Source organism: Streptomyces sp. NPDC048248, assembly GCF_043201875.1.
In the GTDB taxonomy this organism is placed as follows: domain Bacteria; phylum Actinomycetota; class Actinomycetes; order Streptomycetales; family Streptomycetaceae; genus Streptomyces.
In genome coordinates this window covers 15,664-41,323 of record NZ_JBICZL010000026.1, presented here as the reverse complement: position 1 = coordinate 41,323, position 25,660 = coordinate 15,664, and the positions used below count along the sequence as shown (strand labels likewise).

Below are 25,660 nucleotides of genomic sequence, written 5' to 3'. Positions count from 1 at the left end.
CAGGTGCCGTACGGCCGGAGGCGGCTGCCCTACGCCTTACGCAGCCGGGCGAGGATGCCTTCGAGGTCGCCGCGGAACCGCTCGGGTCGGACGAAGTGCCCGCCGGGCTCCTCGTGCCATTCGTGCCGGATGCCGGCGTTGTCGAGGAGGCCGCGGAACTCTCGCTGGCCGGCGAGCACCTCGGTCTCGTTGAGCAGGTCGAACGGGTCGACCGGGTTGGGACTGGTACCGGCCACGAGGAAGACCCGCTTGTTGCGGTAGCGCTCGACGTTTTCCGCCGGGTTGTCGGCGCTTACCCTGGCCTCGTCCCACGGCACGCCGTAGATCGTGCCGCCGCCCAGGTCCAGGGCACCGGAGGAGACATTGGCCCAGTGCACGACCGCGCCGAGGTCGCGGCGCAGGCTGGGCGGGCCGGAGTGGGCGCTCACCGAGGCGAAGTGGCCGTGGTACTTGGCCGCGTACTTCAGGGCGCCGAAGCCGCCCATCGAGAAGCCGGCGACGGCGCGGCCGTCGAACTCCGCGTACGTCCGAAAGTTCTCCTCGACCCACGGGAGCAGCTGAGACATGTGGAAGGTCTCCCAGTTCCGGGGCCCCGTGTTGGAGCTGACCGGGTTGGAGTACCAGCCCGCGTGACCGCCGTCGGGCATCACCACGATGATCGGCTTGCCGGCGGTCCAGGCGCGGATTCCTCCCTCGGGCAGCCGGTCCCAGGACATGAAGTCCTGGTCGGTACCGCCGCCGTGGAACAGATAGAGGACCGGGTAGGTGCGTCCGCTGGTGTGGTAGTCGTCGGGGAGCAGGACGTTGACCGCGGGCTGCCAGCCGATCGCGTCGGTCGCGAAGCGGTAGTACCACATACGGGGATCGTCGCCGTTGTGCTCCACGATGCGCAGCCCGGAGCCGTCGCCGGCCGCACCGGCGGCGTGGGCCGCCGGCGCCGACGCCAGGACGCCGGCGCCTCCCAGAGTCATCGCCGCGGAGATGCCACCGACGGCTTTCAGGATGCTTCGGCGGGTGGAGTGGTGCTCGCTCAACATGACCTCCTGGTGGGGGGAGTGGTACGAAGGCTCGTAGGCCGCGGAACGCTCGGGTACATACGTCGTCGGAGCGTGGGACGCTCGCCCGCCCCCCGCTACCTGCCATCTCGGTTCCCCTGCTCCCATGCTTCCCAGCGGTGCCCGATGGCGACTTGCCAACCATTGCGGGACACGCTGAAATACGGGTGAAATCTCGATGGTGCGCGGGAGCGGGGGGCTTCGGGATGGACGCGGGTGCATTACAGGGGCTTCGCATCACGGTGCTCGGACCGGTGCGGGCCTGGCGGGACGGTATGCCTGTGGATCTGGGGCCGATACGGCGGCAGGCGGTACTGGCCGCGCTGGTGCTGCGTCCGGGCACGCTGGTCAGCCATGAGCAGCTGCTCGACGATGTGTGGGGTACACATCCGCCGAAGTCCGGCCGTCGTGTGCTGCCGAGCTACGTCTACCAGCTGCGCAAGGCGCTCGACGTGGCGGGCTCCGGACCATCGCGGTCGGCGATACGTGGCGGCCGGGAGGGGTACCGGTTCCTCATGGACGGGGCCCGGCTCGATGTGGCCGAGCTGACCGAGCGCGTCGGTGAGGCACAGGGCGCGAGGGCATCCGGTGACCTCACCACCGCGATGGACCGGTTCACGGAGGCGCTCGCCCTGGTCCGCGGCGAGCCGCTGGCCGGGCTTCCCGGCCCGCTCATGCAGACCGAGCGGCAACGGCTGTCCCAGCAGCTGCGCACCCTTCGGCAGGAGCGGCTGGAATGCCTTGTTCTGCTCGGCCGGTCCGCCGACGCCCTGGACGACCTGGCCGCGTTGTCCGCATCCGATCCGTACGACGAGTCGGCGACAGCGCTGCGGATGCGTGCTCTGTACGGCAGCGGGCGTCAGGTGGCGGCGCTGACCGCCTATCAGGACATGTGCGAGCGGCTGCGCGACGAGCTCGGGGTCGACCCCGGCATGGAGCTGCGACGGGTGCACCAGGCCGTGCTGCGACGGGATGACGAGCAGCTCCTGGGTCCGGCGGTGGCGCGTGCCACGGCTCCGCCGCCCGGTCCCCGCCCGCGCCGGGCAGTCGATGAACTGCCGGGCAGCACCGGCCAAGTCGTCGGGCGGGAGCGTGAACTGGCAGTGCTGACCGAGCTGTCGCCACCCGCATTCGTGTCGATCGTGGCGGTGGACGGCACCGCAGGCGTCGGCAAGACCGCGCTCGTCGTCCGCGCGGCCCATGCACTTCGCTCCCACTACCCCGACGGCTGCCTCTTCGTGGACCTGCGCGCACACAGCACTGGGCGGCAGCGGCTCTCGCCGCAGCGAGTGCTGCGGCGGCTGTTGCGCTCGATCGGCACGGCCGACAGCGAGGTGCCCGACGACCTCGACGAACTCACTGCGGCCTGGCGGGCCGCGACCAGCTCGCTGCGGCTGCTTCTGGTGCTGGACGACGCCCTGAGCACACAGCAGCTGCGGCCGCTGCTGCCCGCCGGGCCGGGCAGCAAGGTGATCGTGGCCGGCCGACGTCGGCTGACCGGGCTGGACGCAGATCGACGGGTCACCCTGGAGCCCCTGGAGACCGGCAACGCGGTGTCCCTGCTCAGGGATATCGTCGGCGAGGACCGCGCGGACCGGGAGCCTGAAGCGACGCATGAGCTGGTCCGGCTGTGCGACGGGCTGCCGCTTGCGCTGCGCATCGCCGGCACGCGGCTGCAGACCCGTTCCGCATGGACGTTGGCGTATCTGGTGGACCGCATGGCGGGCGACGAGCACCGCCTCGACGAACTGAGGGCCGGGGATCGCAGCGTGGAGGCCGCCTTCCGCCTCTCCTACGACCAGCTCCCGCCGAAACAGCAACGCGGGTTCCGCACGATGAGCCTGGCTCCGACGGTCGAGTTCGACGCACTGACCGCGGCCGCCATGCTCGACAGCTCGTTCCGCGACGCCGAACAGATCCTGGAAAGCCTGGTCGACACGAGTCTGCTGCAGCAGCCTCGTCCCGGCCGCTACCGGTTCCACGACCTGGTCCGCGCGCACGCCCGGCGGCTCGCGGAAGCCGCGCCCACCGAGGCCGCCGCGGCCCGCACCTCCGCGCTCCGCCTCTATCTGGCCGCGGGCCGGATCAGCAGCGACTGGGGCCCGGAAGGATTCCCCACCGGGCCCACGCCCGCCGGGGCGCCCTTCGCCGACTGGCAGGACGCGGACAGGTGGCTGGACGCCGGAAGCGACGAACTCGTCGACGTCGTCGGACACGCCGCGGGGCTCGGCGAGGCCGACCACGCCTGCTGGATCGCGGAGGCGCTGAGCGACTACTTCGAACGCCGCGGCCGCTACCACGAACTCCGGGCCACCATGGAGATCGCGCTCGCGCACGCGGACTCGGCCGCCGACCTGCGGATGGCCTGCGCACTGCGGAACTGCATGGGCCTGACCAACATCTACCAGGGCAGGTACCGCCAAGCGCGCAGCTGGTTCAGCGAGGCTCTGCAACTCAGCCGCCATCGCGCGGACCAGCGCGAAGAGGCACGGGCGCGGACCGGGATGGCCATGGCCGACCTCAGTTCCGGCGGGGACGAACGAGCCGTTCTCCATCTCACCGCGGCGCTGGAGTCGGCTCAGCGGCTCAACGACAACTGGCTCACGGCGATGGTGCTCGCCGCACTGGGCATGCTGCACCACTCGCAGGGGCGGAACGAGGAAGCGCTTGGCCACCTCGCCGAGGCCTGCGCACACGCCGAGAAGAACGGCAGACCTCGCATGCTCAGCAGGGCCTTGACCTGCGTCGCCGACGTCCGGCTCGCCCTCGGCCACTACGGTGAGGCCAAGAGTCTGCTCCGCCGGGCAGCCGGCCTGCTGGAGCAGGCCGGGGACATCCTCCTGCACACGCTCGTCCTGACCCGCCTGGGCACTGCGGAAGAGGGTGAGGGCAACCTGAGCGCCGCCGTGGCCCTCCATCACGAGGCCCTCGCCCAGCAGGAGAAGCTGTCACCGCTCAACGACCCGAACTGCGTCAGGCTGGAGATGCACATCCGCTGCAGGCTGGGAGTCACCTACTCCGCGGCCGGCAGCGCAGCCACGGCACGAGAGCAGTTCCGGACCGCGCTCGCGCTGCCGGGCGCCAGCACGTACCCCGAGGAGCACGCGGTGGCGATCGCGGGGCTCAGAGAGCGCTAGGACGCGTCGGCGACGTCTTGACGCGGACACGCGGGTAAGACCCCATGCACTTCTTCAATGAAAGCGCCTCCAACGGTGGCGGGAACAAGGACCTCAGTAATCCTCTTCTCGCTGATCGGAGGCACTTTCTGCTTTCCTGACCACCAGTCGGAAAGCCCGCCTTGTGTAAGCGCGAGGCTCGTTGACCCGTCGGCCGTCAGTTCTTCTTGAGCTCCTCGGCGAGCATCACAAGGATGCCGCTGGGACCGCGGAGGTACGTGAGCTTGTAGACGTCCTCATAGGTCGCCACACCGCGAAGCGGACGGCATCCGTGCTTTGCGGCTGTCTCAAGGGCTTTGTCGATGTCGTCGACCGAGAAGGCGACGCGATGCATGCCGATCTCGTTGGGACGAGTGGGCTCCGACTCGATCGCTTCGGGGTGGATGTACTCGAAGAGCTCAAGGCGACCGTGACCGTCCGGCGTCTGGAGCATCGCAATCTTGGCGTGATTGCCATCAAGGTCGACGGCGGTGTCGGTCCACTCACCACTGACCGTGTCACGGCCGACGACCGTGAGGCCGAGGTCGGTGAAAAAGGAGATCGTTGCTTCGAGGTCGCGAACTGCGATGCCGACGTTCTCAAATTTGATGGCCATGCATTGCATGCTATCGAGCCGGGCCCTATCGGGTGCTTCCGGCGAGAACGCAGCCGAGTACCAGGGCGCCGCCGAGGTCGACCGTGACCTGTCCACCGGCGCCCGGAATCTGTCCCCGAGACGGTCCTCATCGGGAAAGCGCCTCTGGCGGTGGCGGGAACAAGGACCTCAGCAATCCTCATTTTCGCTGGTCAGAGGCACTTTCTATCTTTTTGACCACCAGTCGGACAGCCCGCCTCGTGGAAGCGCGAGGTCAGGGCCTGTCGTTTGGATCAGGCCCGGCAAGATCCAAACGATCGGCCCTACGCCGTGTCCGGCGGGTGCTCAGGACGGCCGGCCGCCGTACGGCACGGTGATGAGTTCCATGAAGTGGCCTGCCGGATCCATGAAGTACACCCCGCGGCCGCCGTCGTTGTGGTTGATCACATCGGGATGTTGCCGTTGGGGGTCGGCGTAGTGCTCGATACCGCGCTTCGTGATCTGTGCGTACGCCGCATCGAACTCCTCCTCGGAGACCAGGAAGGCGTAGTGCTGCGGGGTGATGCTTTCCGCGGGGATCGTGGCGAAGTCCAGCGTGACGCCGTTGCTCAGATCGACCGCGATGAACGGGCCCCACTCCGCGGTGATCTCAAGACCCAGCAGACCCGCGAAGAATTCGGCGGACTCCCGGTTGTCCCGGGCGTGGATGATCGTGTGGTTCAACTCGACTGACAAGGAATGCCTCCAGGGGCATATCCCGACACCTCCATGCCTCACCCAGCCGGTGACCGACACGCGATGCTGCCGCGAATCTTATCGCCATTTCCTTCGCTTTGTCAGTGGTGGCCGATGAGGGCTCCGACCGCCCCGTCATGCCATCCCTCGCGCCCGAGGGGCGGAGAGCCCATCCTCCTCCCGATGGAAGACAGCGGCCTCGCTCCATGCTCGGGGCGAGGCCGTCCGGATGAGTTCCCGTCACGAGGCGGGGCTACGTCATGCCCCTGAACCGCCGGTCTCCCGCCGACTGGAGATGGCCACCTGCGCAATCCTGGAAAGACTCAGGGAGCGTTCGCGATCGACCACAAGCCAGCCCTTTTCAAGGAGACTCCGGAGCTGCGGTCGCACCTCGTCACCAAGCTCCTCCGACAGGTCGTCATCTGTTGGGGAATCGCCGGTCCCGACCCGCTCGGCGATTCGGAAGACGAGGGTCTCCTCTTCCGCCGTGATGTTGAAGTCCATGAGGAGAAGGTACGGGGCGTAGCGGCATGATCGCCGAGGGCGGGGACTCTTCGACCCTCACGGTGGCGAACCCGCCCGGCCGTCGCCCCCGCAGCCCGGGGCGCTGCCCGCGGCCATCACGGGACTTCATGCGGCACACGGCAGCAGCCGGAATCCCCCGGGAAGGCGATGCCCCGAAGGCACGCCACGTTGCTTCTGAAGCTGAAATACCCCCGGCTCTTCACCCTTCCTACGCATTATTTGACGTCTCAAGGGCGAGCCGGATTACGGTGACCGACCCTCTCCCCCACACCTTTCAGAGGTACAGCTCCATGCCTGAATTCAATCGTCGGCGCTTCCTCCAGGTAGCGGGCGGCACCGCCGGCTTCGCGGCTCTGTCCGCCAGCATCATGCGCGCCGCCGGCATCCCCGCTTCCGGCCGGTCAGGGTCGATCGACGACGTCGAGCACATCGTTGTGCTCATGCAGGAGAACCGCTCCTTCGACCACTACTACGGCACCCTCAAGGGCGTCCGGGGGTTCGGAGATCCGCGGCCGCTGACACTGGAGAGCGGAAAATCCGTCTGGCACCAGTCCGGCGGCGGCGAGGAAGTCCTGCCCTACCACCCCGACGCCGACGATCTGGGAATGCAGTTCATCGCCGGGCTCGACCACGATTGGGAAACCGGTCATCAGGCGTGGAACAAGGGAAAGTACGACGACTGGATCGCGGCCAAATCGTCCGGCACCATGGCCCACCTGACCAGGGAAGACATCCCCTTCCACTACGCCTTGGCCGATGCCTTCACGGTCTGCGACTCCTACCACTGCTCCTTCATGGGAGCCACCGACCCCAACCGCTACTACCTCTACAGCGGCCACGTCGGGAACGACGGCAAGGGCGGCGGACCGGTCCTCGGCAACGAGGAAGCCGGCTACGACTGGACCACCTATCCCGAGCGCCTGGAGAAGGCCGGGGTGTCGTGGAAGATCTACCAGGACATCGGCGACGGCCTCACCGAGGACGGACTCTGGGGCGCCCTCGAAGACGCCTACCGCGGAAACTACGCCGACAACTCGCTGATGTTCTTCAACAAGTTCCGCGAGGCCGAACCGGGTGACCCGCTCCACGAAAGGGCGCGCAAGGGAACGAACATCAAGAAGAGCGGCCATCTTCTCGATGACCTCCGGTCGGACGTCAAGGCCGGAACCCTGCCGAAAATATCCTGGATCGCCGCCCCGGAAGCATTCTGCGAGCACCCCAACTGGCCGGCGAATTACGGTGCCTGGTACATCTCGCAGGTCCTGGACGCACTGACGTCCAACCCCGAGGTCTGGAGCAGGACCGCCCTGTTCATCACCTACGACGAGAACGACGGCTACTTCGACCACGTACCCCCGCCCTACCCGCCGGCCGACTCCTCCTGGGGAGCCTCCACCGTCGACACCGAGCTCGACATCTTCCCCGGTGACAGCAGCTACAGCGCGGGCCCGTACGGGCTCGGCATGCGCGTCCCCACACTCGTCGTCTCCCCTTGGTCGACCGGCGGCTACGTCTGCTCCGAGCTCTTCGACCACACCTCCATCATCCGGTTCATGGAACGCCGCTTCGGAGTCCACGAACCGCACATCTCGCCCTGGCGCCGCGCCATCTGCGGCGACCTCACCTCCGCCTTCGACTTCAGCCTCAAGCACACCAAGCACGCACCCCTGCCCAGCACCGACGCCTATCAGCCGCCGGACAGCGAGCGGCACGACAGCTACACCCACTCACCGCCGGCCGCCCCGGCCGTGCCCAAGCAGGAAAAAGGCACCAGGCCCACCCGGCCCCTCCCCTACGTGCCCCTCGTCACCGCGGCCGTCAAGCCCTCCAGCGGCAACATCAAGCTCACCTTCACCCCGGGTGAGGAAACCGGAGCCTGCTTCCTCGTCACCTCCGGCAACCGCGACGACGGGCCCTGGACCTACACCGCTGAAGCCGGCAAGAAGATCTCCGACACCTGGAGCACCGGCCCCTCCGATGGGACCTACGAGCTGACCACGCACGGACCCAACGGTTACCTGCGTATCTACAAGGGCACCGCCGCGACCGCGAGCCCCGAAGTCACCGGCCACCACGACGAGACCACCGGCCGCATCAAACTCGACATCACCAACCACGCCGAAGCGGCCTGCCGCCTCACCATCACCAACGCCTACGGCGGCAAGAGCAGCAACATCACCATCGAGGCGGGCGGCCGGCAGACCCGCTGGGTCTCCCTCGGCCACAGCAAGCGCTGGTACGACCTCCGCGTCCACTCCGACAGCGACAGCGCCTATCTGCGCCGGCTCGCCGGACACGTCGAGACAGGCGAACCCGGCACCAGCGACCCGGCGCTCCGCACGGCCTGACCAGGACCACCGAGAGCGGGCCCGACTGTGCGGACCGCGCCCGCCGCCCATGCCCCGCGACGGCGGACAGGGATGAGCCTGGAGCGGAGCGACCGCCGTCTGCTTGTATGGCCGCCTGGAACGCAGTTCAGGAGGTGCCGGACGCATGGTGTCCACGGAGCGCATTGTCGCCTTCGCGGCGATATCCCTACTGGTGATCGTGATTCCGGGGCCGAGCGTGCTGTTCGTGATCGGTAGAGCCCTTGCACACGGCCGCCGCACGGCGCTCGCGACGGTCCTCGGCAACCTGGTTGGTTCGTACGCCCTGGTGATCGCTGTGGCATGGGGCCTGGGCGCGCTGGTGGAGAGCTCGGCGGCGGTCTTCATGGGCGTGAAGATGGCCGGAGCGGCGTATCTCGTCTACCTGGGCGTGCAGGCGTTCCGGCACCGCAAGGAGATGCGCGCGGCGGACATGGAGGCCCCGGCGGGTGAGCAGCGTGGCGATCTGCGCACGATCCTGGACGGGGTCTTCGTCGGCGTCACCAACCCGAAGGGCCTCGTCTTCTTCGCCGCGGTGCTGCCGCAATTCGTGGACCACTCTGCGGGCCATGTCCCCCTCCAGATGATGACGTTGGGCCTCGTCCCGGTCGCGATCGGCATGATCACGGACACCCTGTGGGGCCTGGGAGCCTCCGCGGCCCGCTCCTGGTTCGCCCGCTCGGACCGTCGCCTTTCGATGGTCGGCGGAGCGGGTGGCTTCGCGATGATCGGCCTGGGCGTAACGGTGGCGGCGACCGGTCGCGCCGACTAGCAGCCGTACGGCCTCTCGCCCGCCCAACCGCTACAGCCGGTAGATCTGCCCCGTCTGCGCCCCCTCCACCGACCGCACGTACGCCTCGGCGACGCGTTCCAGTGGCACGGAGCCCATGCCGGGGAAGAAGTCGCCGTAGGTGTCCAGGGACTCGGTGAAGACGTTCGGGGACACGGCGTTCACCCGCTGCGGTGCGAGTTCGATGGCGGCGGCGCGGACGAAGGACTCCACGGCGCCGTTGGCCAGGGAGGCGGCGGCGCCGGTGACGATGGGCTGGTGCGCGAGAACGCCGGTGATCAGGGTGAAGGAGCCGCGCTCGGCGACCTGGGCGAGGCCCTGACGGACCAGTTCGACCTGGGAGAGAACCTTGCCGGTGAAGGCGGCCTGCCAGTCGTCCGGGCCGAGTTCGGCCAGCGGCTTGTACGGCACCGAGCCGGCCGCGCTGACCACGGCGTCCACCGGTCCTGCCGCCTCGTAGAGTGCGGTGATCTGCGCCGGGTCGCTGATGTCGTGGCGCAGGTCGCCCGAGGTGCGACCGACGGTGCGGACCTCGTGGCCGCGGGAGGCGAGGGTCCGGTGGACGGCGCGCCCGAGGGTGCCGCCCGCGCCGATCAGGAGGATGTTCTGCTGCCGGTTCGTCATGGCGGCCACGCTAGGCGGCGCTCCCCTGCCCGGGGAAATGCCTTCTGCGCACCGCTTATGCTTGCCAGTTATGAATGTGGAGTTGCGGCACCTGCGGGCTCTGGCGGCGATCGGCGACGAGGGCACGCTGACGGCCGCCGCTCGAGCGCTGCGCATCACCCAGCCCGCCCTCTCGCGGACGCTCGCCCAGCTCGAACAGCGCCTCGGCGTGCGCCTGGTGGAGCGTACGACGCGCAGTCTGCACCTGACCGAGCGCGGCGAGCGGCTGTGTGAGGACGCGCACCGCATTCTCGGCCAGTTCGACGACGCCCTCGCCGACGCGGCCGGGCAGGGCACGCCGCGGCCCCTGCGACTCGCGTTCGCCTGGGCCGCGTTGGGAAGTCACACGGTGCCGCTGCTGCGCGCCTGGCGCGAGCGGCACCCGGAGGTGCCGGTGCACATCCGCCGGGCCGACGATCCGGCAGCGCTGCTCCGCCGCGGGGAGGCCGATCTCGCGTTCCTCCGACTGCGCCCGGGACCGGAGGACTGTCAGGTGGTGCACCGCGCGCTGACCCACGAGCGCCGTATGGCCGCCGTGCCGGTGAACCATCCGCTCGCGGAACGCGCGGACGTCGCCCTTGCCGAACTGGGTACGCAGACGGTGGCGCTGTGCGCGACGGCCGCGACGACCAGCGCCGAGCTGTGGCCTGCGGGGTGGCGGCCGCACACGATGACCGTCCCGGGCGTGGACGAGTGGCTGACGACCATCGCGACCGGCGCGGCGGTCGGCGTGACCGCGGAGGGGACCGTGCACCAGCACCCGCATCCGGGCGTGCGCTACCTGCCGGTGCGCGACGCCGACCCGGTCACCGTCCATCTGGCCTGGCCCGCGCGCCCTGCCCACCCGGCGACGGAGGCCTTCCGCCGCCACACCGAGCTGCACGTCGCCGAGAGCGGTCGGCCCGCCGGTGCGGGCCGCTGACGCCGGATCAGGCGACCGGCCGCAGGGGATCGATCACAGCGCCGGGGTTGAGGATTCCCGCAGGATCGAGTGCCGCCTTGCCGGCCTGCAGGGCAGCGGCGAAGAGATCGGGACGCTGCTGGTCGTACCAAGGCCGGTGATCGCGGCCCACCGCGTGATGGTGGGTGATGGTGGCTCCGCAGGCGATGAGCGCCTCGGAGACCGCCGCCTTGATCTCGTCCCACTGCTCCACCGTCCTGCCCCAGGCACCAGCGGCGTAGATGCCGAAATAGGGTGCGGGGCCGTCGGGGTAGACATGGGTGAACCGGCAGGTCACCACGCCGGTGGCACCGACCTGGCGCATGGCGTCCTGAGCTGCCTCGTCGACGGCTGCGCGAAGAGCGTCGAACCTGTCCCACGTACAGGCGGTCTCGAAGGTCTCCACGATCATGCCTTGCGCGGCAAGGGCGTCCCGCTGATACGGCATGCGAAGGAAGGATGAGCGCCAGGAATCTGCCGTTCCGCCGCGTGCGGCCCTGCCGTCGCTATCGGTGTCGGTGTATCGCGGCGGCTCGGCCAGGGTGCCACCGTGATCACGGCAGAGTTCCAGCGCGCGTTCCATCCAGGGGGTGACGGCGTGGTCCGCGGATTCGAACCCGAGCAGCAGGACGGCCGTCGGGGAATCCGCGTTGAGAAATGCCTCCATGGGGTCCAGGAGACGGCAGTTGGAGGGGTGGAGTCCGGATTGGGACAGTGCGCGCACGGCTCTCACGCCGGCGTCGTGGTCCGCGAAGCCGACCGATGCCGCTGCCCGCCGGCGGGGCCGGTCCTGGAGCCGGACCCATGCCTGCGTGATGACGCCGAGCGACCCCTCGGAACCGAGGAACAACCGGTCGGGGGAAGGGCCCGCACCCGAGGCCGGGAGCCGGCGGGACTGGACGACACCGGAGGGGGTGACCACACGGAGCGACTCGGTGAGGTCGTCGATGTGCGTGAGGAGCGTCGCGAAATGGCCCCCCGCGCGAGTGGCCAGCCAGCCGCCGAGGCTGGAGAACTCGAAGGACTGAGGGAAGAACCGGAGCGTGTACCCCCGCGGCCTGAGCTGCTCCTCCAGATGCGGGCCGAGAACCCCGGCCTGGACGAGCGCGGCCCGGCTGGTGTGGTCGACCTCCAGGACCCGGTCCATCGAGGTGAGGTCCAGGCTGACCACCCCGGAGTACTCGCCGTCGACACGAGGCTCCACGCCTCCCACCACGGAGGAGCCTCCCCCGAAGGGGATGACGGCGATCCGAGCGTCGCTGCACCAGTCCAGCACGTGGATGACCTCGGCCTCCGAGGTCGGGCGTACGACGAGATCGGGGACGTGCGGCAGCTTTCCCAGCAGCGCGCGGACGACGTCGCGGAACGCCTGCCCATGGCTGTGCGCCAGCCGGTCGCGCGCGTCCTCGGAGACGATCGACGCCAGAGCCGGCGGCGGCTTGACCCTGCTCGCCGCCACTTCGAACGACTCCACCGGTGGAGCTGAGTGCGGCGTCAGGTCCGCGTCCGGAAGCAATTGCGAGACCCGTCGGCTGAGCGCCTCACGCTCGGCACCGACCACGGCGTCCTCGGTATTTCCCCATCCCCACCACGAACGCGTCTTGTGCAGCACGCCCCACACCACCGATCTGAACAATGGGTAAGTTACCGGTTGGTCAGCGTGGCATAGGGTGCGGCCATGGGCAAGCAGCAGGACGGGACGCGGGGTGTGGGCACCAAAGGCATGCCACGCAAGGACCGGGAACGACTGATCTTGGACGCGGCGGCGGTGGAGTTCGGCGAGAAGGGCTGGGCGCGCGGTTCGATCGCGGCCGTCGCGGCGCAGGCAGGGATCACCAAACCGCTGATCTACGAGTACTTCGGATCCAAGGACGGCCTCTACCTGACCTGCCTCGACCGCGCGGGTTCCGGCCTGGTCGCTGCGGTCGCCTCCGCGCAAGCGGGACCCTCCGACATCACCCGCGCCGAACGCACCCTCGGCGCCATCTTCCGGGCCCTCGAATCGCGCTTGCAGGACTGGGAGCTCGTCCACGACTCGACGCTGCCGGCCGGCAGCGAGCTCCACGCCGCGGCCGCCGTCCACCGTCGGGAACTCAATCGGATGGGCGCGGCCGGCGTGGCCGACTTCCTGGGCTCCTCCCGGACCACCGATCCGCTCGATGCCGACCTCGTCACGCACCTCTGGTACGGGACCGTGAGCGCAGCGGTGGCCTGGTGGCGGCATCACCCCGAGCAGACCGCCGACGAGATGACCGCGCGATGCGAGCGGATCTTCGCAGCGCTCTTCACACAGGCTCACCGGCCGGCCCCTCTCTCGGAAAGGAGGAGCACCTGCCCAAGGTCAACTGCGCCGACCGGCGAAGCCACGAGCACCCAGCCGACGACCGATACGACGCGAAGCCAGGCTCCGCTACGCCGGGTTGGCGTGGAGCGCGGCGGCCCGGACGAAGGCGTCCCGGCACGCCTGGACGGCGGGGTGCGAGCTGCGGCCGCGGCGTACGGCGGTGAAGACGCGGCGTGTGCGCCGGCCGCGGGGAAGCTGCCGGAGCGCGACGGTCGGGTGCCGTCCGCTCCAGACGAGGTCGGGCAGGAAGGCGGCGGCGTGATTCTGCTCGACCAGGCGGACGTGCAGCAGAAGGTCGGTGGTCTCGAACCGTACGTCGGGTTCGAAGCCGGCGTTGCGGCAGAGGGTCATGGCCCAATGCCGGGCCGTGGTGCCCTCGGGTTCCAGCACCCAGGGGTGGCCCGCGAGTGAGCGCAGGGCCGTCATCGGGCTCTCGGCGTCCGGTCCGCCGAGTGTTTCCGGCAGTGCGAGGTGCAGGGCGTCGTCGAGCAGGTCCTCCTCTTCGAGTTCGGCGGGCCGCGGGTTGGGATTGCCGGGGTATTCCTCGGCGAGACCAGGTCGAAGTCGCGGGCCTGGAGGGCGGGGAGGGACCGTTCCGGTTCCATCTGCGTGACGTGGACGCGCAGTTGCGGATGACGGTCGCGGAGCAGGTCCAGTGTGGTCGGCACCAGGGCCAGGGCGGCCGTTTGGAACGAGGCGATGCGCAGGGTGCCGGTCAGGTCGGTCAGCGAGGTGGCGATGTCCGCCTCCGCGCGCTCCAGGCGTTCGAGGACCGCTTCGGTGTGGGCTACGAGGATCTCGGCCTGCTCGGTCAGCCGCACGCGCCGCCCGACCGGTTCCAGCAGCCGGACACCCACTTCGGCTTCCAGCTGGGAGAGCTGCTGGGAGACGGAGGAGGGGGCGTAGGACAGGGCGTCGGCGACGGCCGCGAGCGTGCCGCGGTGCTTCAGTTCGCGCAGAAGACGCAGTCGGTGCAGGTCGAACATGGGCGGACCGCCTTCCTCGATCGCATGGCGGCGACCACTCCATAGCAATGGTCGGTTCTTTCGATGAGTATAGGTCGAAACCATTCGCTGGACCGATGACAGGAACGCGTCCGATCCTGGTCGGGTGATGGCAACCGCTCCCGCCCCGCGCACGCTGCCGCGGCCCGTGCGACCGGGCTTTCGTATCCGGCGGTGTACACCCGCGCCCGCCGAGGGACGGGAATCCCACTCCTGCCGGCCCGGCCGCTCCCCCGCCCCTCTGACCTGACTGCCGCCGGCGGGAAAGGAGTCAGGCATCCAACAGCTGAGGCCGCTGCCGGGCCGAACGCGGTCCTGCTCGGGTGTGCGTGCGGCTTTCACCGGCCCCACGCGCCGAAGGACGCCGCACACGCCGGTGCTCGCCCCGTGCTCAGGTAACCCTCCCTCCGAACGCCGAGAGCTCGGCTGCCGACCTGCCCTCCGCCACCGCTCACTGAACTCGCGACATCTGAAAGGCCCCTGCTGTGAACCACCGCGCATTCATCGCCCCCGTGCAGACCGCTCGGCGCACCAGGGGGACGGCAGGATGCTGACACACCTCATAGCTGCGGTCGGCGTTCTGGGCCTGCTGACCGTCACGCCCGGGCCGGACATGGCGGTGGTGACCCGGCGCACCCTCGTGGCCGGCACCCGGGACGGGCTGCGGACCGTGGGCGGAATAGCGACCGGGCTGCTGATCTGGGGCGCGCTGACCGTCGCCGGGCTCTCGGCCGTGCTCGCCTCCTCACCCGCTGCCTACCTGGTGGTCAAGCTCCTGGGCGCCTGCTATCTGGTGTTCCTGGGCGCACAGGCGCTGTGGCAGCACCGCCCGGCGGCCCCTGCCCCAGCCGATACCGAGAACCGCCCCACTGCCGGCAGCCCGTGGCGAACCGGCCTGGTCAGCAACGTCCTCAACCCCAAGATCGCCGTCTTCTACACCGGGCTGCTCCCCACACTCGCCCCGCCTCAACTACCCGCAGCCGGCGCCATGACGCTCCTCGCTCTCCTCCACACCACGCTCACCCTCGCCTGGCTGGGCAGCTACGTGCTCCTGCTGTCCAAGGCCGGGCGCGTCCTCGCGAAGCCGGGGATCCACCGTGCGCTGGGCCGGACAACGGGTGTCGTGCTGGTCGGCCTCGGTCTCGCGGTCGCGACCGCAGCGGGCTGACTCGTCGGCCTGAGGAAGAGGTGGCTAGGACGCTGTGCTCCCGGGAGAAGGGGCATCTCCCGTCGCTGAAGGGGCCAGGACCGCGGCGGCCAAGTGGTCGCGGAACCAGCGGTGCCCCGGATCAGCGGAGTTGCGGGGGTGCCAGGCCATTCCGACGTCGAGCGGGGGCAGGTCCAGGGGGACGGGGAAGGTGCGCAGCCCCAATGCGGAGATGGTCTCGTCAAGCCAGTCGGCCATGGTGAGCGCCACGAGGTCAGTGGTCCTGGCGAGCAGCATCGCGCTCGTATGGCTGGGCACCACGACCGCGGTCCGGCGACGTAGGCCGAGTTCCGCGAGCGCGCCGTCGATGGGCCCGAGGCGCTTCCCGAGCCGGGAGATGCCGATATGGTCGGCCGCTGCGAAACGGCGGGCGTCGATCCGCGCCTCGAAGAGGGGGTGACCGCTGCGAGCGACGGCGACCGGCGTCATCCGGGTGAGCTGTTGGGTTCGGATCTCCGGGTCCAGGTGCCCGAGGACGCCCAGTTCGACGTCGACCCAGCCCTGCCGCAGTGCCGGGCCGCCCTCCACCGCCTCCGGCAGGAAGTCCACGTTCACCTGCGGGGCCTCCGCGCGGATCCGGTCGGTCAGGGTCCCGGCGAGCCCTACCAGAAGCAGGTCGGTGGCCTGCACGGTGAAGGTGCGCTGGAGATGGACCGCGTCGAAACCGGCCCCGGGTCGCAGGACGTTGTCGCAGTCGCGCAGCAACGCGCTCACCTCGCCCCGGAGTTCCATGGCTCGCGGAGTCGGGACCATTCCCTGACCCGCGCGGACCAGCAGGGGGTCACCGACGGCGCGGCGGAGTCGGGCCAGGGTCCGGCTGGCTGCCGCGGGGGACGTACCGAGGCGCTCCGCGGCGCGGGTCACGCTGTTCTCCTGGAGCAGAGCATCCAGAGCCCGCAGCAGGTTGAGATCCATAAGCGCTCCTGAGCTGCATTTTTACGCCTGAGTCAACTATTGGATGCCAATCTTTGCATTGTCGCGAAATCCTCTCGTGCCCAGAGTGGAGGTGTCCGCGAAAACGCGTGACGCCCCTTCGCCTCGCCTGAGGAGCCTTCCATGCAGCAGTCCCCCCGTATCGGTCGAGAGGGCGATGTCCTGGCCGTGGTCAGTCAGAGCGGGCCCACGGTCTCGTTCTTCGACGCCGCATCCGATCGGCACGTCGGTACGGTGGAAATCCTCGCCGAGCCGCACGAGTTGTGCTTCGACCCGACGCAGCGCCTGTTGTGGTGCACCACGGCATATCGCTCGGGCTACTACCACGCGAACGGCGGCCGACGTACCGAGCTGACCGTCATCGACCCGGACACACGCCGCGTCGTCGAGGTGATCGATCTCGCGCCCGAACACGGGCCGCACGGACTGGCGTTGGACAGCTCACGTCGTCGCCTCTACGTCAGCGTGGAGGGCTCGGCGGACCGGCCAGGCGGCGTCGTGGTGATCGACACCGAGACCCGTCGGCCTCTCGGCAGGATCGACACGGACGCGCCCGGCCCGCACTGGTTCGCCATCGACCCGGCCGGCAGGACGGGGTACGCCACCAACAAGGAGGCGCCGTTCGTATCGGTCGTCGACCTCGAACGGGGAACCCTCACCGCGAAGGTCGAGGTGCCGGGCAGCGAGGGACTCGCCGTCTCCGCCGACGGTACGCGCGTCTACGTCGCCGGACCCTACGCCGCCTTCTCCGCCACCGCCGAGGAATCGCCGGCCACCGGTATCCGGGTCATCGACGCCCGGGCGGCATCCGTCGTCGACATCCTGCCCACGGAGAACACCATCCTGCCGGTGCACCTGACGTCGACGGGCCGGCTGCTCGCGGGCGAGTTGCGCATGGAATCCGACCCGGTGTCCCAGCTCGGACGCCACGCGCCTGGTCGCCTCACGGTGTTCTCCGCCGACACCCACAAGCGGCTGGGCGAACTCAAGGTGGGGTGCGGCCCGTTGACGATCGCCTCCTCGCCCGACGGCCGTCTCGGCTACGTGGCCTGCGTCGCCTCGTCCACTGTCAACATCGTCGACCTGGAGACGCTGCAGGAGCTGGCCCGACTGGACATCGCCAAACTCGACGAGCCCGGCGCCCACGGCCTGGCCTACATCCCACGCCCGGCCTGAATTCCACAAGGACGAAGTGACCTCCTCAGCAGCTGATCCCGCAGCCAAGGAGGCTCAATAGCCGCAATACGGCACTTTCGACGACGCCTGGGACCAGTGAACAATGCCCGCTCAACCGGGCACGTCGGAAAACCATTCCGTGTGCCGGCCGGGCAAGAGCACGGAGGCTTCACGTAGGCGTAGTGATCGCGCATCCACGACTGGGTCTTGCACTTGTGCGTGAAGAAGACCTCTCAGCGACGGCCGAGGACGGCCCGTACTCCGGCGAGCGCGCGCAGATACCGCTTCTCGTAGGCGAAGGCATCTCACTCGGTCCCGCCGCGGATACGAGCGGCATCCGGCCCCTTCCGCCTTCCCTGCCCGGCCGGGGAGGGAAGGCGGAAGCCGGGGGGTGCCTGCTGCCCGGCCGTCCGTTCTTGGCGGGCCGGGCCCGGCGTCGGTGTGGCCCGGCGAGCTCAGGCCGTGGTCAGGTCGCCGCCCGTGCCGGCGATCTCCTCCGGGCGCAGCAGGTCCGCGAGCCGGTCGGCAGGGAGCAGGCCGTGTTCCAGGACCAGTTCGGCGACGCCGCGTCCGGTGGCGAGGGCTTCCTTGGCGATCGCGGTGGCGGCGGTGTAGCCGATGTGCGGGTTGAGGGCGGTGACCAGGCCGATGGAGTTCTCGACGCTCGCACGGAGAGTGTCGGTGTTGGCGGTGATGCCCGCGACGCAGCGCTCGGCGAGGGTGCGGCAGGCGGCCCCGAGGTGGGTGATGCTCTCCGAGAGGGAGTGCAGGATGATCGGCTCGAAGGCGTTGAGCTGGAGCTGGCCCGCTTCGGCGGCCATGGTGATGGTGACGTCGTTGCCGATCACTTCGAAGGCGACCTGGTTGACGACCTCGGGGATCACCGGGTTGACCTTGCCGGGCATGATGCTCGAACCGGCCTGCACCGGGGGCAGGTTGATCTCGGCGAGTCCCGCGCGGGGGCCGGAGGACAGCAGCCGCAGGTCGTTGCAGCTCTTGGACAGCTTGACGGCAATGCGCTTGAGGACACCGGACAGGTGGACGAAGGCCCCGCAGTCCTGGGTGGCTTCGACGAGGTTGGCGGCGGTGACCAGGGGCAGGCCGGTGAGCGCGGCCAGGTGTGTGCGCGCCGCTTCGGCGTAGCCCCGGGGGGCGTTGAGACCGGTGCCGATGGCGGTGGCACCGAGATTGATCTCGTGGACGAGGAGGGCGGCCTCCGCCAGTCGGCTCTGGTCCTCCTCCAGCATCACCGCGTAGGTCGAGAACTCCTGACCGAGGGTCATCGGCACCGCGTCCTGGAGCTGGGTGCGCCCCATCTTGAGGACGTCGCGGAACTCCACGGCCTTGGCCGCGAAGGCTTCGCGCAGGGTGGTCATCGCGTCGAGCAGTTCGCGTACGGCGATGATCGTGGCGAGTTTGACGGCTGTGGGGTAGACGTCGTTCGTCGACTGACCGAGGTTGACGTGTTCGTTGGGGTGCAGGTGGTGGTAGTCGCCCTTGGTGTGACCCAGGATCTCCAGCGCGCGGTTGGCGATCACCTCGTTGGCGTTCATGTTCGTCGAGGTTCCGGCGCCGCCCTGGATGACGTCGACGATGAACTGGTCGTGCAGGTGGCCGCCGGCCCTGATCTCCCGGCAGGCGGCCGCGATGGCGTCGGCCCGCTCGGAGTCGAGCAGGGAAAGGTCCTCATTGGCGCGTGCCGCGGCTTCCTTGACGGCGGCGAGCGCGTTGATCAGGTGCGGGTAGGCGGCGATCGGCGTGCCGGTGATGGGGAAGTTCTCGACGGCGCGCTGGGTGTGGATGCCCCAGTAGGCGTCGGCGGGTATCTCCCGGTCTCCGAGCAGATCGTGTTCGCGGCGGTGGCCGGCGGCAGTCATGGTGCAGGGTTCCTTTGTGAGGTGTACCGGAGGTGTTGGGAGGTCGGGGCCGGAGAGGCCAGGGGCGGCCGCGGGGAGGTCCGAGGCGGAGCCGGTGCGGCGCGTGCGTGGGGTGAGCGGGTGCCTCTCACATGACGTATGACGTCACGTCAGGAAGCTTGCCGCGCAAGGGCACCCGCTGCGTGGAGCGTTCCGACCTGTACGCCGCCGCCCAGGACGGGTGTGGCTGCGAACGGGGCGAGGACCTCGGGGTCGACACCGCAGAGCGCCAGCGCGGCCGCCGTCACCGGCATCCGGGCGCGATCGCCACCGTCGGCGATCTTCACGCCGACCGCCCGCCCGTCCGGCAGCGCCGCGATCTGCACGCCCTCGAAGCCGTCCTTGGCCAGCAGACCGGGCACCGCCCGCACCAGCCGGGCGACATCCCGTCCGCTGCCGGAGACCATCTGCGGGTGCTCTCGCATGGCCTGGGCGAGGCGGCCCTCGTCGGTGCCGGGGGCCGCCGTCGCCAGCCGGGCTGCGGACCGGGTCAACCCGTGCAGGGAGACGGAGAACAGCGGCGCGCCGCAGCCGTCGACCGTGACGTGGGCGATGCCCTGGCCGGTGAGGTCCTCCACCGTCGCGGCCAGTTCCCGCTGCAACGGGTGCCCGTGGTCGAGGTAGTCGTCCAGATCCCACCCCCGGGTGCGGGCCGTCAGCAACATGGCGGCGTGCTTGCCCGAGCAGTTCTGTGCGAGGCGGGTGGGCCCCAGACCGCGCCGGATCCACTCCTCCCGTACGGCGGGGCCGTAGGGCAGGTCGGGGACGTTGCGCAGCGCGCCCTCGGCCAGTTGGCCGGTGGCCAGGATGCGCCGTGCTGCGGCCAGATGCCGTTCCTCACCGGAGTGGCTGGCCGCGACGAGGGCCAGCGCCGGATCGTCCAGCGACGGCAGTCCCGCGCGCAGCAGGCCGACCGCCTGGAGGGGCTTGAGCGCCGAGCGCGGGTAGAACGCGGCCTCGATGTCGCCCGCCTGGAACTGCACGCTCCCGTCGGCTGCCAGCACCACGACCGAACCGTGGTGGATGCCCTCGACGAGACCTGCACGCACGACATGGGCGAGGGGTACGTGAGCCGGTTCGCGGACGACGGGCGGCTCCCCCGCGGTGCGGTGCGACGGCAGGGTGGTGGGCTGGGACATGATCAGTTCTCGGTACTTTCGGTGCTGTCGGTGCTGTTGCTGCTGTCGGTGCTGTTGGTGTCTTCGGGGCGCCGCGGGGTGGGTACGGCGGCCGGGTGGCTGCCGCTCTCCCGTGCCGCGGCGGCGTCCTGGAGGGTGCCGACCCGGCCCCGTACCAGGAACCAGCCACCGACCAGCGCGGCCGCGATCAGGGGGAGCGACATCACGGTCGTGCGGCCGGCGCCGCCGTCGGCCCACATCAGCACCAGGACGCCCGCCAGGAAGACCAGCGTGATGATCTCGGTCCACGGCGAGCCCGGGAGTCGGTAGCCAGGGCGGACGAGCTGTCCGTCCCTGGTCTTCCGCCAGAAGAGCAGATGACAGATCATGACCATCGCCCAGGTGCTGAGAATTCCGATCGCCGCGAAATTCAGCACGATCTCGAATGCCTCGCTCGGCACGACATAGTTCAGGCCCACGCCGAGTACGCAGACGCCCGAGGTGAGCAGAATGCCGCCGTAGGGGACCTGGCTGCGGCTCATCACTCCGGTGAACCGTGGCGCGGACCCCGACATCGCCATCGAGCGCAGAATGCGGCCGGTGGAGTAGAGGCCGGAGTTGAGGCTGGACATCGCGGCGGTGAGTACGACGAGATTCATCACTCCGCCGGCGGCCGGCACCCCGACATTGGCCAGCACCGTGACGAAGGGACTCTCGCCGGCCGAATACGCGCTCCAGGGCAGCAGCATCGCCAGCAGGACCACCGAGCCGACGTAGAAGATGCCCACGCGCCACATGATGGAGTTGATCGCCCTCGGCATGATCTTCTCCGGTTCCGCCGTCTCACCTGCGGTGACGCCCACCAGCTCGACCGAGGCGTAGGCGAACACCACACCCTGGATAACCAGCAGCATCGCCAGCGTCCCGGTCGGGAAGATGCCACCGTGATCGGTGATCATCGACGGGCCGGGAGAGTGGCCGGCCACCGGGTGCTGGGTGACGAGCAGGAAGATGCCGATCAGCATGAAGACGACCAGCGCACCGACCTTGACGATCGCGAACCAGAACTCCAGCTCCCCGAAGATCTTCACGGATATCAAATTCACCGTCAGCACGACCGCGAGGGCTATCAGCGCGATCACCCACTGGGGGACATCGGAGAACATCCCCCAGTAGTGGGTGTAGGTCGCCACCGCCGTGATGTCGGCGATTCCGGTGGTCGCCCAGTTCAGGAAGTACATCCAGCCCGCGACGAACGCGCCCTTCTCACCGAGGAATTCCCGGGCGTAGGAGACGAACGCCCCCGAGGACGGCCGGTGCAGTACCAGCTCCCCCAGAGCACGCACCACGAGAAAGGCGAACAGACCGCACAGCGCATACGCCACGGCCAGCGAGGGCCCCGCGTCGGCGAGCCGGCCCCCCGCGCCGAGGAAGAGGCCGGTCCCGATGGCCCCGCCGATCGCGATCATGTTGACGTGCCGGGACTTGAGGGACTTCTGGTAGCCGGCGTCACCGGCGTCCACGTGCCTGCCCGGCTGCTGCGCGGCACCGGTTCCTTCGTGCTCCTGTGGTGTTCCTTGTTGCCGGTGCCGTTCCGCCTGCTGGAGGGACTGCTCGCTCACGCGTGATCCTCGTCTTCGGTGGAGGGGTCCGTACGGTGTTGTTGCGGCCGCACGATGGTGGTCAGCGTCGATTCGACGCGTGCGAGGTGGTGCTCCATGGCTGCCACCGCGTCGTGCTCGGAGCGATCGACCAGTGCTTCGACGATCGCCCGGTGTTCCCGGTTGGACTGTTCGCGGCGTCCGCCGAGCTCGTTGAGGAAGGCCGACTGGCGCGCCAGCGCATCGCGGATCTCTTCGATGACCCTGCGGAAGACCGGGTTGCGGGCCGCCTGGGCGATGGCGAGGTGGAAGAGGCTGTCCATCGCCACCCACGCGGTGGTGTCGGTCTCCCGCTCCATCCGCTCCAGCAGATGGGTCAGGTGATCGAGATCCTCGGCCGTACGGCGCAGCGCCGCGTAACCGGCCACCGGAATCTCCACGTGGCGGCGCACCTCCAGGAGGTCGCTCGCCACGTAGTCGCCGAAGGTCGGGTCCGCCACCGCGCCGTCGGAGATGACGAAGGTGCCCTTGCCGGTGCGCGAGACCGTGAGCCCCATGGTCTGGAGTGCGCGCAGCGCCTCCCGGAGGACGGGGCGGCTCACCTCCAACCGCCGGCAGAGCTCGGCCTCCGAGGGGAGCTTGTCCCCGACCGCGTACTCGCCCCGTTCGATGGCGCCGCGCAGATGGTTCAGTACCGCTTCCATCGCGCTGATCCGCCGGGGCACATCGCCAGCTGTCTGGCTGTCTGACAGGTTCACCCCGGGATCGTCGAATCCGACGGGGTGCCATGTCAAGGGTTAAGACCGGATGAAATCTCCTGGTGGCGGCCCGCCGGGCCATCCGGCCGGTCATTCGCCGCGGCAGCCGCCCGGTCGACGAGCCTCATCGCGCGCCGCCGTGCCAGGCGCCCACGCAGCGTCCGGGACAGCCCCAGGCCGCCGCCCGCACCGCCCGGGCCCGGCTGGGCGGGGCTGCAGCGCATGTGCGGCACCGCCACCGAGAGGGCGGCCACCGTCGCGCCTGCGGCGAAGGCGGGAGCCGCTCACTCCCCCCGCGGCTTCCGGCTCTGATCCCACAGAGGACGCCGGAGGATGTCACTGGTGAGCCGCTCGAATCAGCCGCGCACCAAGGTCGCCGTCGTCGGGCCGGGCGACATCGGCGCCGACCTGGTGGTCAAGGTTGGCGCCTGCCGGAGAGCCTGGAGATCGCCGCGACGAGGTGAAGACTCGTCCACGTCACCCCGGCGGCTCTCGGGCCGTACGTCGTGCCGCCGGTCAACGACGGTTCCCCTGGAGGCCGGGGCCTCGGAAACGACGTCGTGCCACGAGAGGGGCGAGCCCCCATGCCCCGCTAAGCGGGGTCTACGCGGCGCAGAACTCGTTGCCTTCCGGGTCGCGCATGACCCACCAGTGCCCGGCGGGCCCCTGGTTCACCTCACCGACGCGGGTCGCGCCCAGCTCCTCCAGCCGCGCCACCAGCTCGTCGAGACCACCGGGCTCGCCATGGATGTCGATGTGCAGGCGGTTCTTGCCGACCTTGCCTTCGGGGACGTCCTGGAAGAGCAGCCGCCGCCCGCGGCCGATGCCGCTGGTCTCGTCGAAGGGGTCCTCGGGGTGGCGGATCGCGGCGTAGCCCCGGAAGATCTTGTGGCCGCGGTGCTCGGTGACCGCTTCCTCCCCGACGTGGCCGGCGGCCAGCAGCTGCTCGATGAGGGCGGTGGGGTTCTCCACTTCATAGCCCAGTGCCGCGGCCCAGAAGTCCGCGAGCACGGGCGCATCCCCGGTGTCGACAACCAGTTTCCAGTTCAGTGTCATGCAAGGGTTTGTATGGGGTGCTCGGACTGCGTCGCAACCCGAAGAAACGCCGCGCTCCCCCACCGGCCCGTTCACGCACCGCATCCGGGCCGGGCGTGGCGGAGGATGTCACCTGATCGGCGCCTCCCGCACCCCCGAGGGAGGTGGGGCAGGGCGGCGGGCGGTGCACAGCAAGGGCGCCCAGCCGGCGGCGTCCGTGAAGGCGTCCCCGCCCTGTGGGAGCACGTCGAGGACCACGCGGTCGGGTCGCAGCAGGGCCGCGTCGGCACGGCCGCCGCGGAGCCACATCGCGAGGGTGCCGTCATCGCCGGTCTTTCGCGCGTCGACGATCCGCGCGCCGAGCGCCTCGGCGAGCGCGCACAGGGAGGGAGCGAGCGGCACCGCGGTCAGGAGGGCGAAGGAGTCGCCGAGGACGTCGTCCAGACGCGTCCTGGCACCTTCGACGCTCACCCATGGCTGTGGGCAGAAAGTTCCGGCGAGGCGGCTACGGCGTACGAGCGGGCCCGGGGGCAGGGGCCGGCTGAAGCAGCGGTCCGCCGCACCCGCCACCCCTGCCACCCCGGCCGTGCGGCAGAGTGCCCCCACTGCCGTCCGGCGCAGCGCGGCCAGACGGTCCTGGCCGCCGGTCATGGCCCATCCGGTCGCGACGGCAAGGCGGATCATGTGACGGGCGTGAGGCTTGCGTTCGCGTTCATATGTCTCCAACAGCCTTCCATCAGCGCCCTGTTGGAAGACGTGGGCCAGCTTCCAGGTCAGGTTGTGGGCGTCACGCAGGCCCGCGCACAGCCCCTGTCCCACGAATGGCGGTGTGAGGTGGGCGGCATCGCCGAGCAGGAAGACGCGACCCTGGCGCCAGCGGTCGGCGATACGGGCCCGGAAGGTGTACTGCGCCTGGCGGACCACATGGAAGTCATCGGCGGAAGAGACGTCCACCCAGGGGGCGACCAGCTCGCGCAGCCGCTCGAAGTCGAGCTCCTCCGCCTCCCGCAGCCGGAATTCCCAGCGGTAGCGGTCCTCGCCGACCCGCATGAAGGTCGCCGGCCGGTGCGGGTCGCAGACCTGGTCGACGCCCTCCCAGGAGCGGACATCGGCTCGGGTACGGACATCGACGACGGTCCAGCGTTCCTCGAAGCGCAGGTCCTCCCAGACGGCGCCGATCGCTCCGCGGACAAGGCTGTTGGCGCCGTCGCAGCCGAGGACGGCCTCCGCCCACAGATGTTCCTCGCCGTGGTCCCCGCGGAACGTCACGCGGACCGGGCCGTCGGGGGTCGGGGCGATGCCGGTGACTTCCGACCCGCTCCGCAGCTCGCACTCCGGGCGCCGGGCCAGGGCGTCGCGCAGCAGCCGCTCCAGCTCGGGCTGGTCGAACATGCTGGTCCGGGGGAAGCCGTGGTGGCCTTGCGGGGACCGCGGGAACTCGGCGATCGCCCGGTGCCGGCCGTCCAGCAGGCGCAGGCCCCTGGCGGGACGGGCGACGCGGGCAAACTCCTTGTGGATTCCGGCGGCCTGGAGAATGCGGCGGACCTCGTCGTCCATGGCGACGGCACGCGGGAGGGGGTAGAGGTCCCGGTGGCGTTCGAGGACAACGCAGGCGACTCCCCGCCTGGCGAGCAGCAGTGCCGCGGCCACGCCCACCGGCCCGGCTCCGACGATCACGACGGGTACGTGCCGCGCCGAGCCGGGCGGCACCTGCCCTGGTCCTGCCTGTTCGGCGGTCACGTGG

Annotated in this window: 19 protein-coding genes and 2 pseudogenes; 7 read left to right on the top strand and 14 right to left on the bottom strand. The window is 69.8% G+C overall.

From position 1 onward, the window contains the following. Positions 1-29: 29 nt before the first annotated feature. Entirely contained in the window at positions 30-1,037 is a 1,008-nt protein-coding gene (locus ACGFZW_RS35200; protein WP_393897393.1) for an alpha/beta hydrolase, read from the bottom strand. Positions 1,038-1,330: 293 nt separating this feature from the next. Here ACGFZW_RS35200 and ACGFZW_RS35195 point away from each other — a divergent pair, with 293 nt between their 5' ends. Beyond that, a complete protein-coding gene (locus ACGFZW_RS35195; protein WP_393897392.1) occupies positions 1,331-4,192 on the top strand; it encodes a BTAD domain-containing putative transcriptional regulator in 2,862 nt (953 codons plus the stop codon). A gap of 196 nt (positions 4,193-4,388) precedes the next feature. Here ACGFZW_RS35195 and ACGFZW_RS35190 read toward each other — a convergent pair whose 3' ends face one another. The 3 genes from ACGFZW_RS35190 to ACGFZW_RS35180 all read right to left on the bottom strand — a co-directional run bounded on the left by ACGFZW_RS35190 (position 4,389) and on the right by ACGFZW_RS35180 (position 6,044). Continuing rightward, entirely contained in the window at positions 4,389-4,826 is a 438-nt protein-coding gene (locus tag ACGFZW_RS35190) for a VOC family protein (RefSeq protein ID WP_393897391.1), read from the bottom strand. A gap of 324 nt (positions 4,827-5,150) precedes the next feature. Then, entirely contained in the window at positions 5,151-5,540 is a 390-nt protein-coding gene (locus tag ACGFZW_RS35185) for a VOC family protein (protein WP_393897390.1), read from the bottom strand. A 258-nt stretch (positions 5,541-5,798) separates the two neighbouring features. After that, a complete protein-coding gene (locus ACGFZW_RS35180; protein WP_393897389.1) occupies positions 5,799-6,044 on the bottom strand; it encodes a hypothetical protein in 246 nt (81 codons plus the stop codon). Between the two features lie 311 nt (positions 6,045-6,355). Between ACGFZW_RS35180 and ACGFZW_RS35175 the strand changes: the two genes are divergently transcribed. Continuing rightward, complete coding sequence (locus ACGFZW_RS35175) at positions 6,356-8,413, top strand: phosphocholine-specific phospholipase C (RefSeq protein ID WP_393897388.1); 2,058 nt, start codon at positions 6,356-6,358, stop codon at positions 8,411-8,413. Positions 8,414-8,558: 145 nt separating this feature from the next. Further along, positions 8,559-9,203 carry a LysE family translocator gene (locus ACGFZW_RS35170; RefSeq protein WP_393897387.1) on the top strand — a complete coding sequence of 215 codons (645 nt, stop codon included), beginning with the start codon at positions 8,559-8,561 and terminating at the stop codon, positions 9,201-9,203. 30 nt (positions 9,204-9,233) lie between these two features. On the opposite strand, the gene ACGFZW_RS35165 is transcribed toward ACGFZW_RS35170, so the two are convergent. Beyond that, the gene (locus tag ACGFZW_RS35165; RefSeq protein ID WP_393897386.1) at positions 9,234-9,845 is read right to left on the bottom strand and encodes a short chain dehydrogenase; all 612 of its coding nucleotides are present in this window, start codon (positions 9,843-9,845) and stop codon (positions 9,234-9,236) included. Between the two features lie 70 nt (positions 9,846-9,915). Here ACGFZW_RS35165 and ACGFZW_RS35160 point away from each other — a divergent pair, with 70 nt between their 5' ends. After that, a complete protein-coding gene (locus ACGFZW_RS35160) occupies positions 9,916-10,806 on the top strand; it encodes a LysR family transcriptional regulator (RefSeq protein WP_393897385.1) in 891 nt (296 codons plus the stop codon). Between the two features lie 7 nt (positions 10,807-10,813). Here the strand turns inward: ACGFZW_RS35160 and ACGFZW_RS35155 are convergent, their stop codons facing one another. Continuing rightward, positions 10,814-12,436, bottom strand: coding sequence for an FAD-binding oxidoreductase (locus ACGFZW_RS35155; RefSeq protein ID WP_393897384.1), 1,623 nt, complete (start codon positions 12,434-12,436; stop codon positions 10,814-10,816). Between the two features lie 66 nt (positions 12,437-12,502). Between ACGFZW_RS35155 and ACGFZW_RS35150 the strand changes: the two are divergent. Then, positions 12,503-12,697, top strand: a pseudogene (locus ACGFZW_RS35150) (helix-turn-helix domain-containing protein); the annotation flags it as partial. Between the two features lie 537 nt (positions 12,698-13,234). Here the strand turns inward: ACGFZW_RS35150 and ACGFZW_RS35145 are convergent. Continuing rightward, positions 13,235-14,154 (bottom strand): annotated as a pseudogene (locus ACGFZW_RS35145) (LysR substrate-binding domain-containing protein). A 565-nt stretch (positions 14,155-14,719) separates the two neighbouring features. Here ACGFZW_RS35145 and ACGFZW_RS35140 point away from each other — a divergent pair. Further along, positions 14,720-15,340 (top strand): LysE family translocator, encoded by a 621-nt coding sequence (locus tag ACGFZW_RS35140; RefSeq protein WP_393897383.1) that lies wholly within the window; start codon positions 14,720-14,722, stop codon positions 15,338-15,340. Between the two features lie 24 nt (positions 15,341-15,364). On the opposite strand, the gene ACGFZW_RS35135 is transcribed toward ACGFZW_RS35140, so the two are convergent. Then, positions 15,365-16,294 (bottom strand): LysR family transcriptional regulator, encoded by a 930-nt coding sequence (locus ACGFZW_RS35135; RefSeq protein ID WP_393897382.1) that lies wholly within the window; start codon positions 16,292-16,294, stop codon positions 15,365-15,367. 141 nt (positions 16,295-16,435) lie between these two features. Here ACGFZW_RS35135 and ACGFZW_RS35130 point away from each other — a divergent pair, with 141 nt between their 5' ends. Beyond that, positions 16,436-17,488 carry a YncE family protein gene (locus tag ACGFZW_RS35130; RefSeq protein ID WP_393897381.1) on the top strand — a complete coding sequence of 351 codons (1,053 nt, stop codon included), beginning with the start codon at positions 16,436-16,438 and terminating at the stop codon, positions 17,486-17,488. Positions 17,489-17,943: 455 nt separating this feature from the next. On the opposite strand, the gene aspA is transcribed toward ACGFZW_RS35130, so the two are convergent. The 6 genes from aspA to ACGFZW_RS35100 form a co-directional block, all read right to left on the bottom strand. Further along, the gene (aspA, locus tag ACGFZW_RS35125; protein ID WP_393897380.1) at positions 17,944-19,365 is read right to left on the bottom strand and encodes an aspartate ammonia-lyase; all 1,422 of its coding nucleotides are present in this window, start codon (positions 19,363-19,365) and stop codon (positions 17,944-17,946) included. Between the two features lie 149 nt (positions 19,366-19,514). Continuing rightward, on the bottom strand, positions 19,515-20,543 hold the full coding sequence (locus tag ACGFZW_RS35120) for an asparaginase (RefSeq protein ID WP_393897379.1): 1,029 nt from the start codon (positions 20,541-20,543) through the stop codon (positions 19,515-19,517). Positions 20,544-20,545: 2 nt separating this feature from the next. Continuing rightward, a complete protein-coding gene (locus ACGFZW_RS35115; RefSeq protein ID WP_393897378.1) occupies positions 20,546-22,144 on the bottom strand; it encodes an amino acid permease in 1,599 nt (532 codons plus the stop codon). Further along, positions 22,141-22,881 (bottom strand): FadR/GntR family transcriptional regulator, encoded by a 741-nt coding sequence (locus tag ACGFZW_RS35110; RefSeq protein WP_393897377.1) that lies wholly within the window; start codon positions 22,879-22,881, stop codon positions 22,141-22,143. The genes ACGFZW_RS35115 and ACGFZW_RS35110 overlap by 4 nt, the downstream gene beginning before the upstream one ends. 603 nt (positions 22,882-23,484) lie before the next feature. Further along, complete coding sequence (locus tag ACGFZW_RS35105) at positions 23,485-23,937, bottom strand: VOC family protein (RefSeq protein WP_393897376.1); 453 nt, start codon at positions 23,935-23,937, stop codon at positions 23,485-23,487. Between the two features lie 108 nt (positions 23,938-24,045). Beyond that, positions 24,046-25,656: a bifunctional 3-(3-hydroxy-phenyl)propionate/3-hydroxycinnamic acid hydroxylase gene (locus ACGFZW_RS35100; protein ID WP_393897375.1), complete on the bottom strand. Its 1,611-nt coding sequence runs from the start codon at positions 25,654-25,656 to the stop codon at positions 24,046-24,048. Positions 25,657-25,660 lie beyond the last annotated feature (4 nt).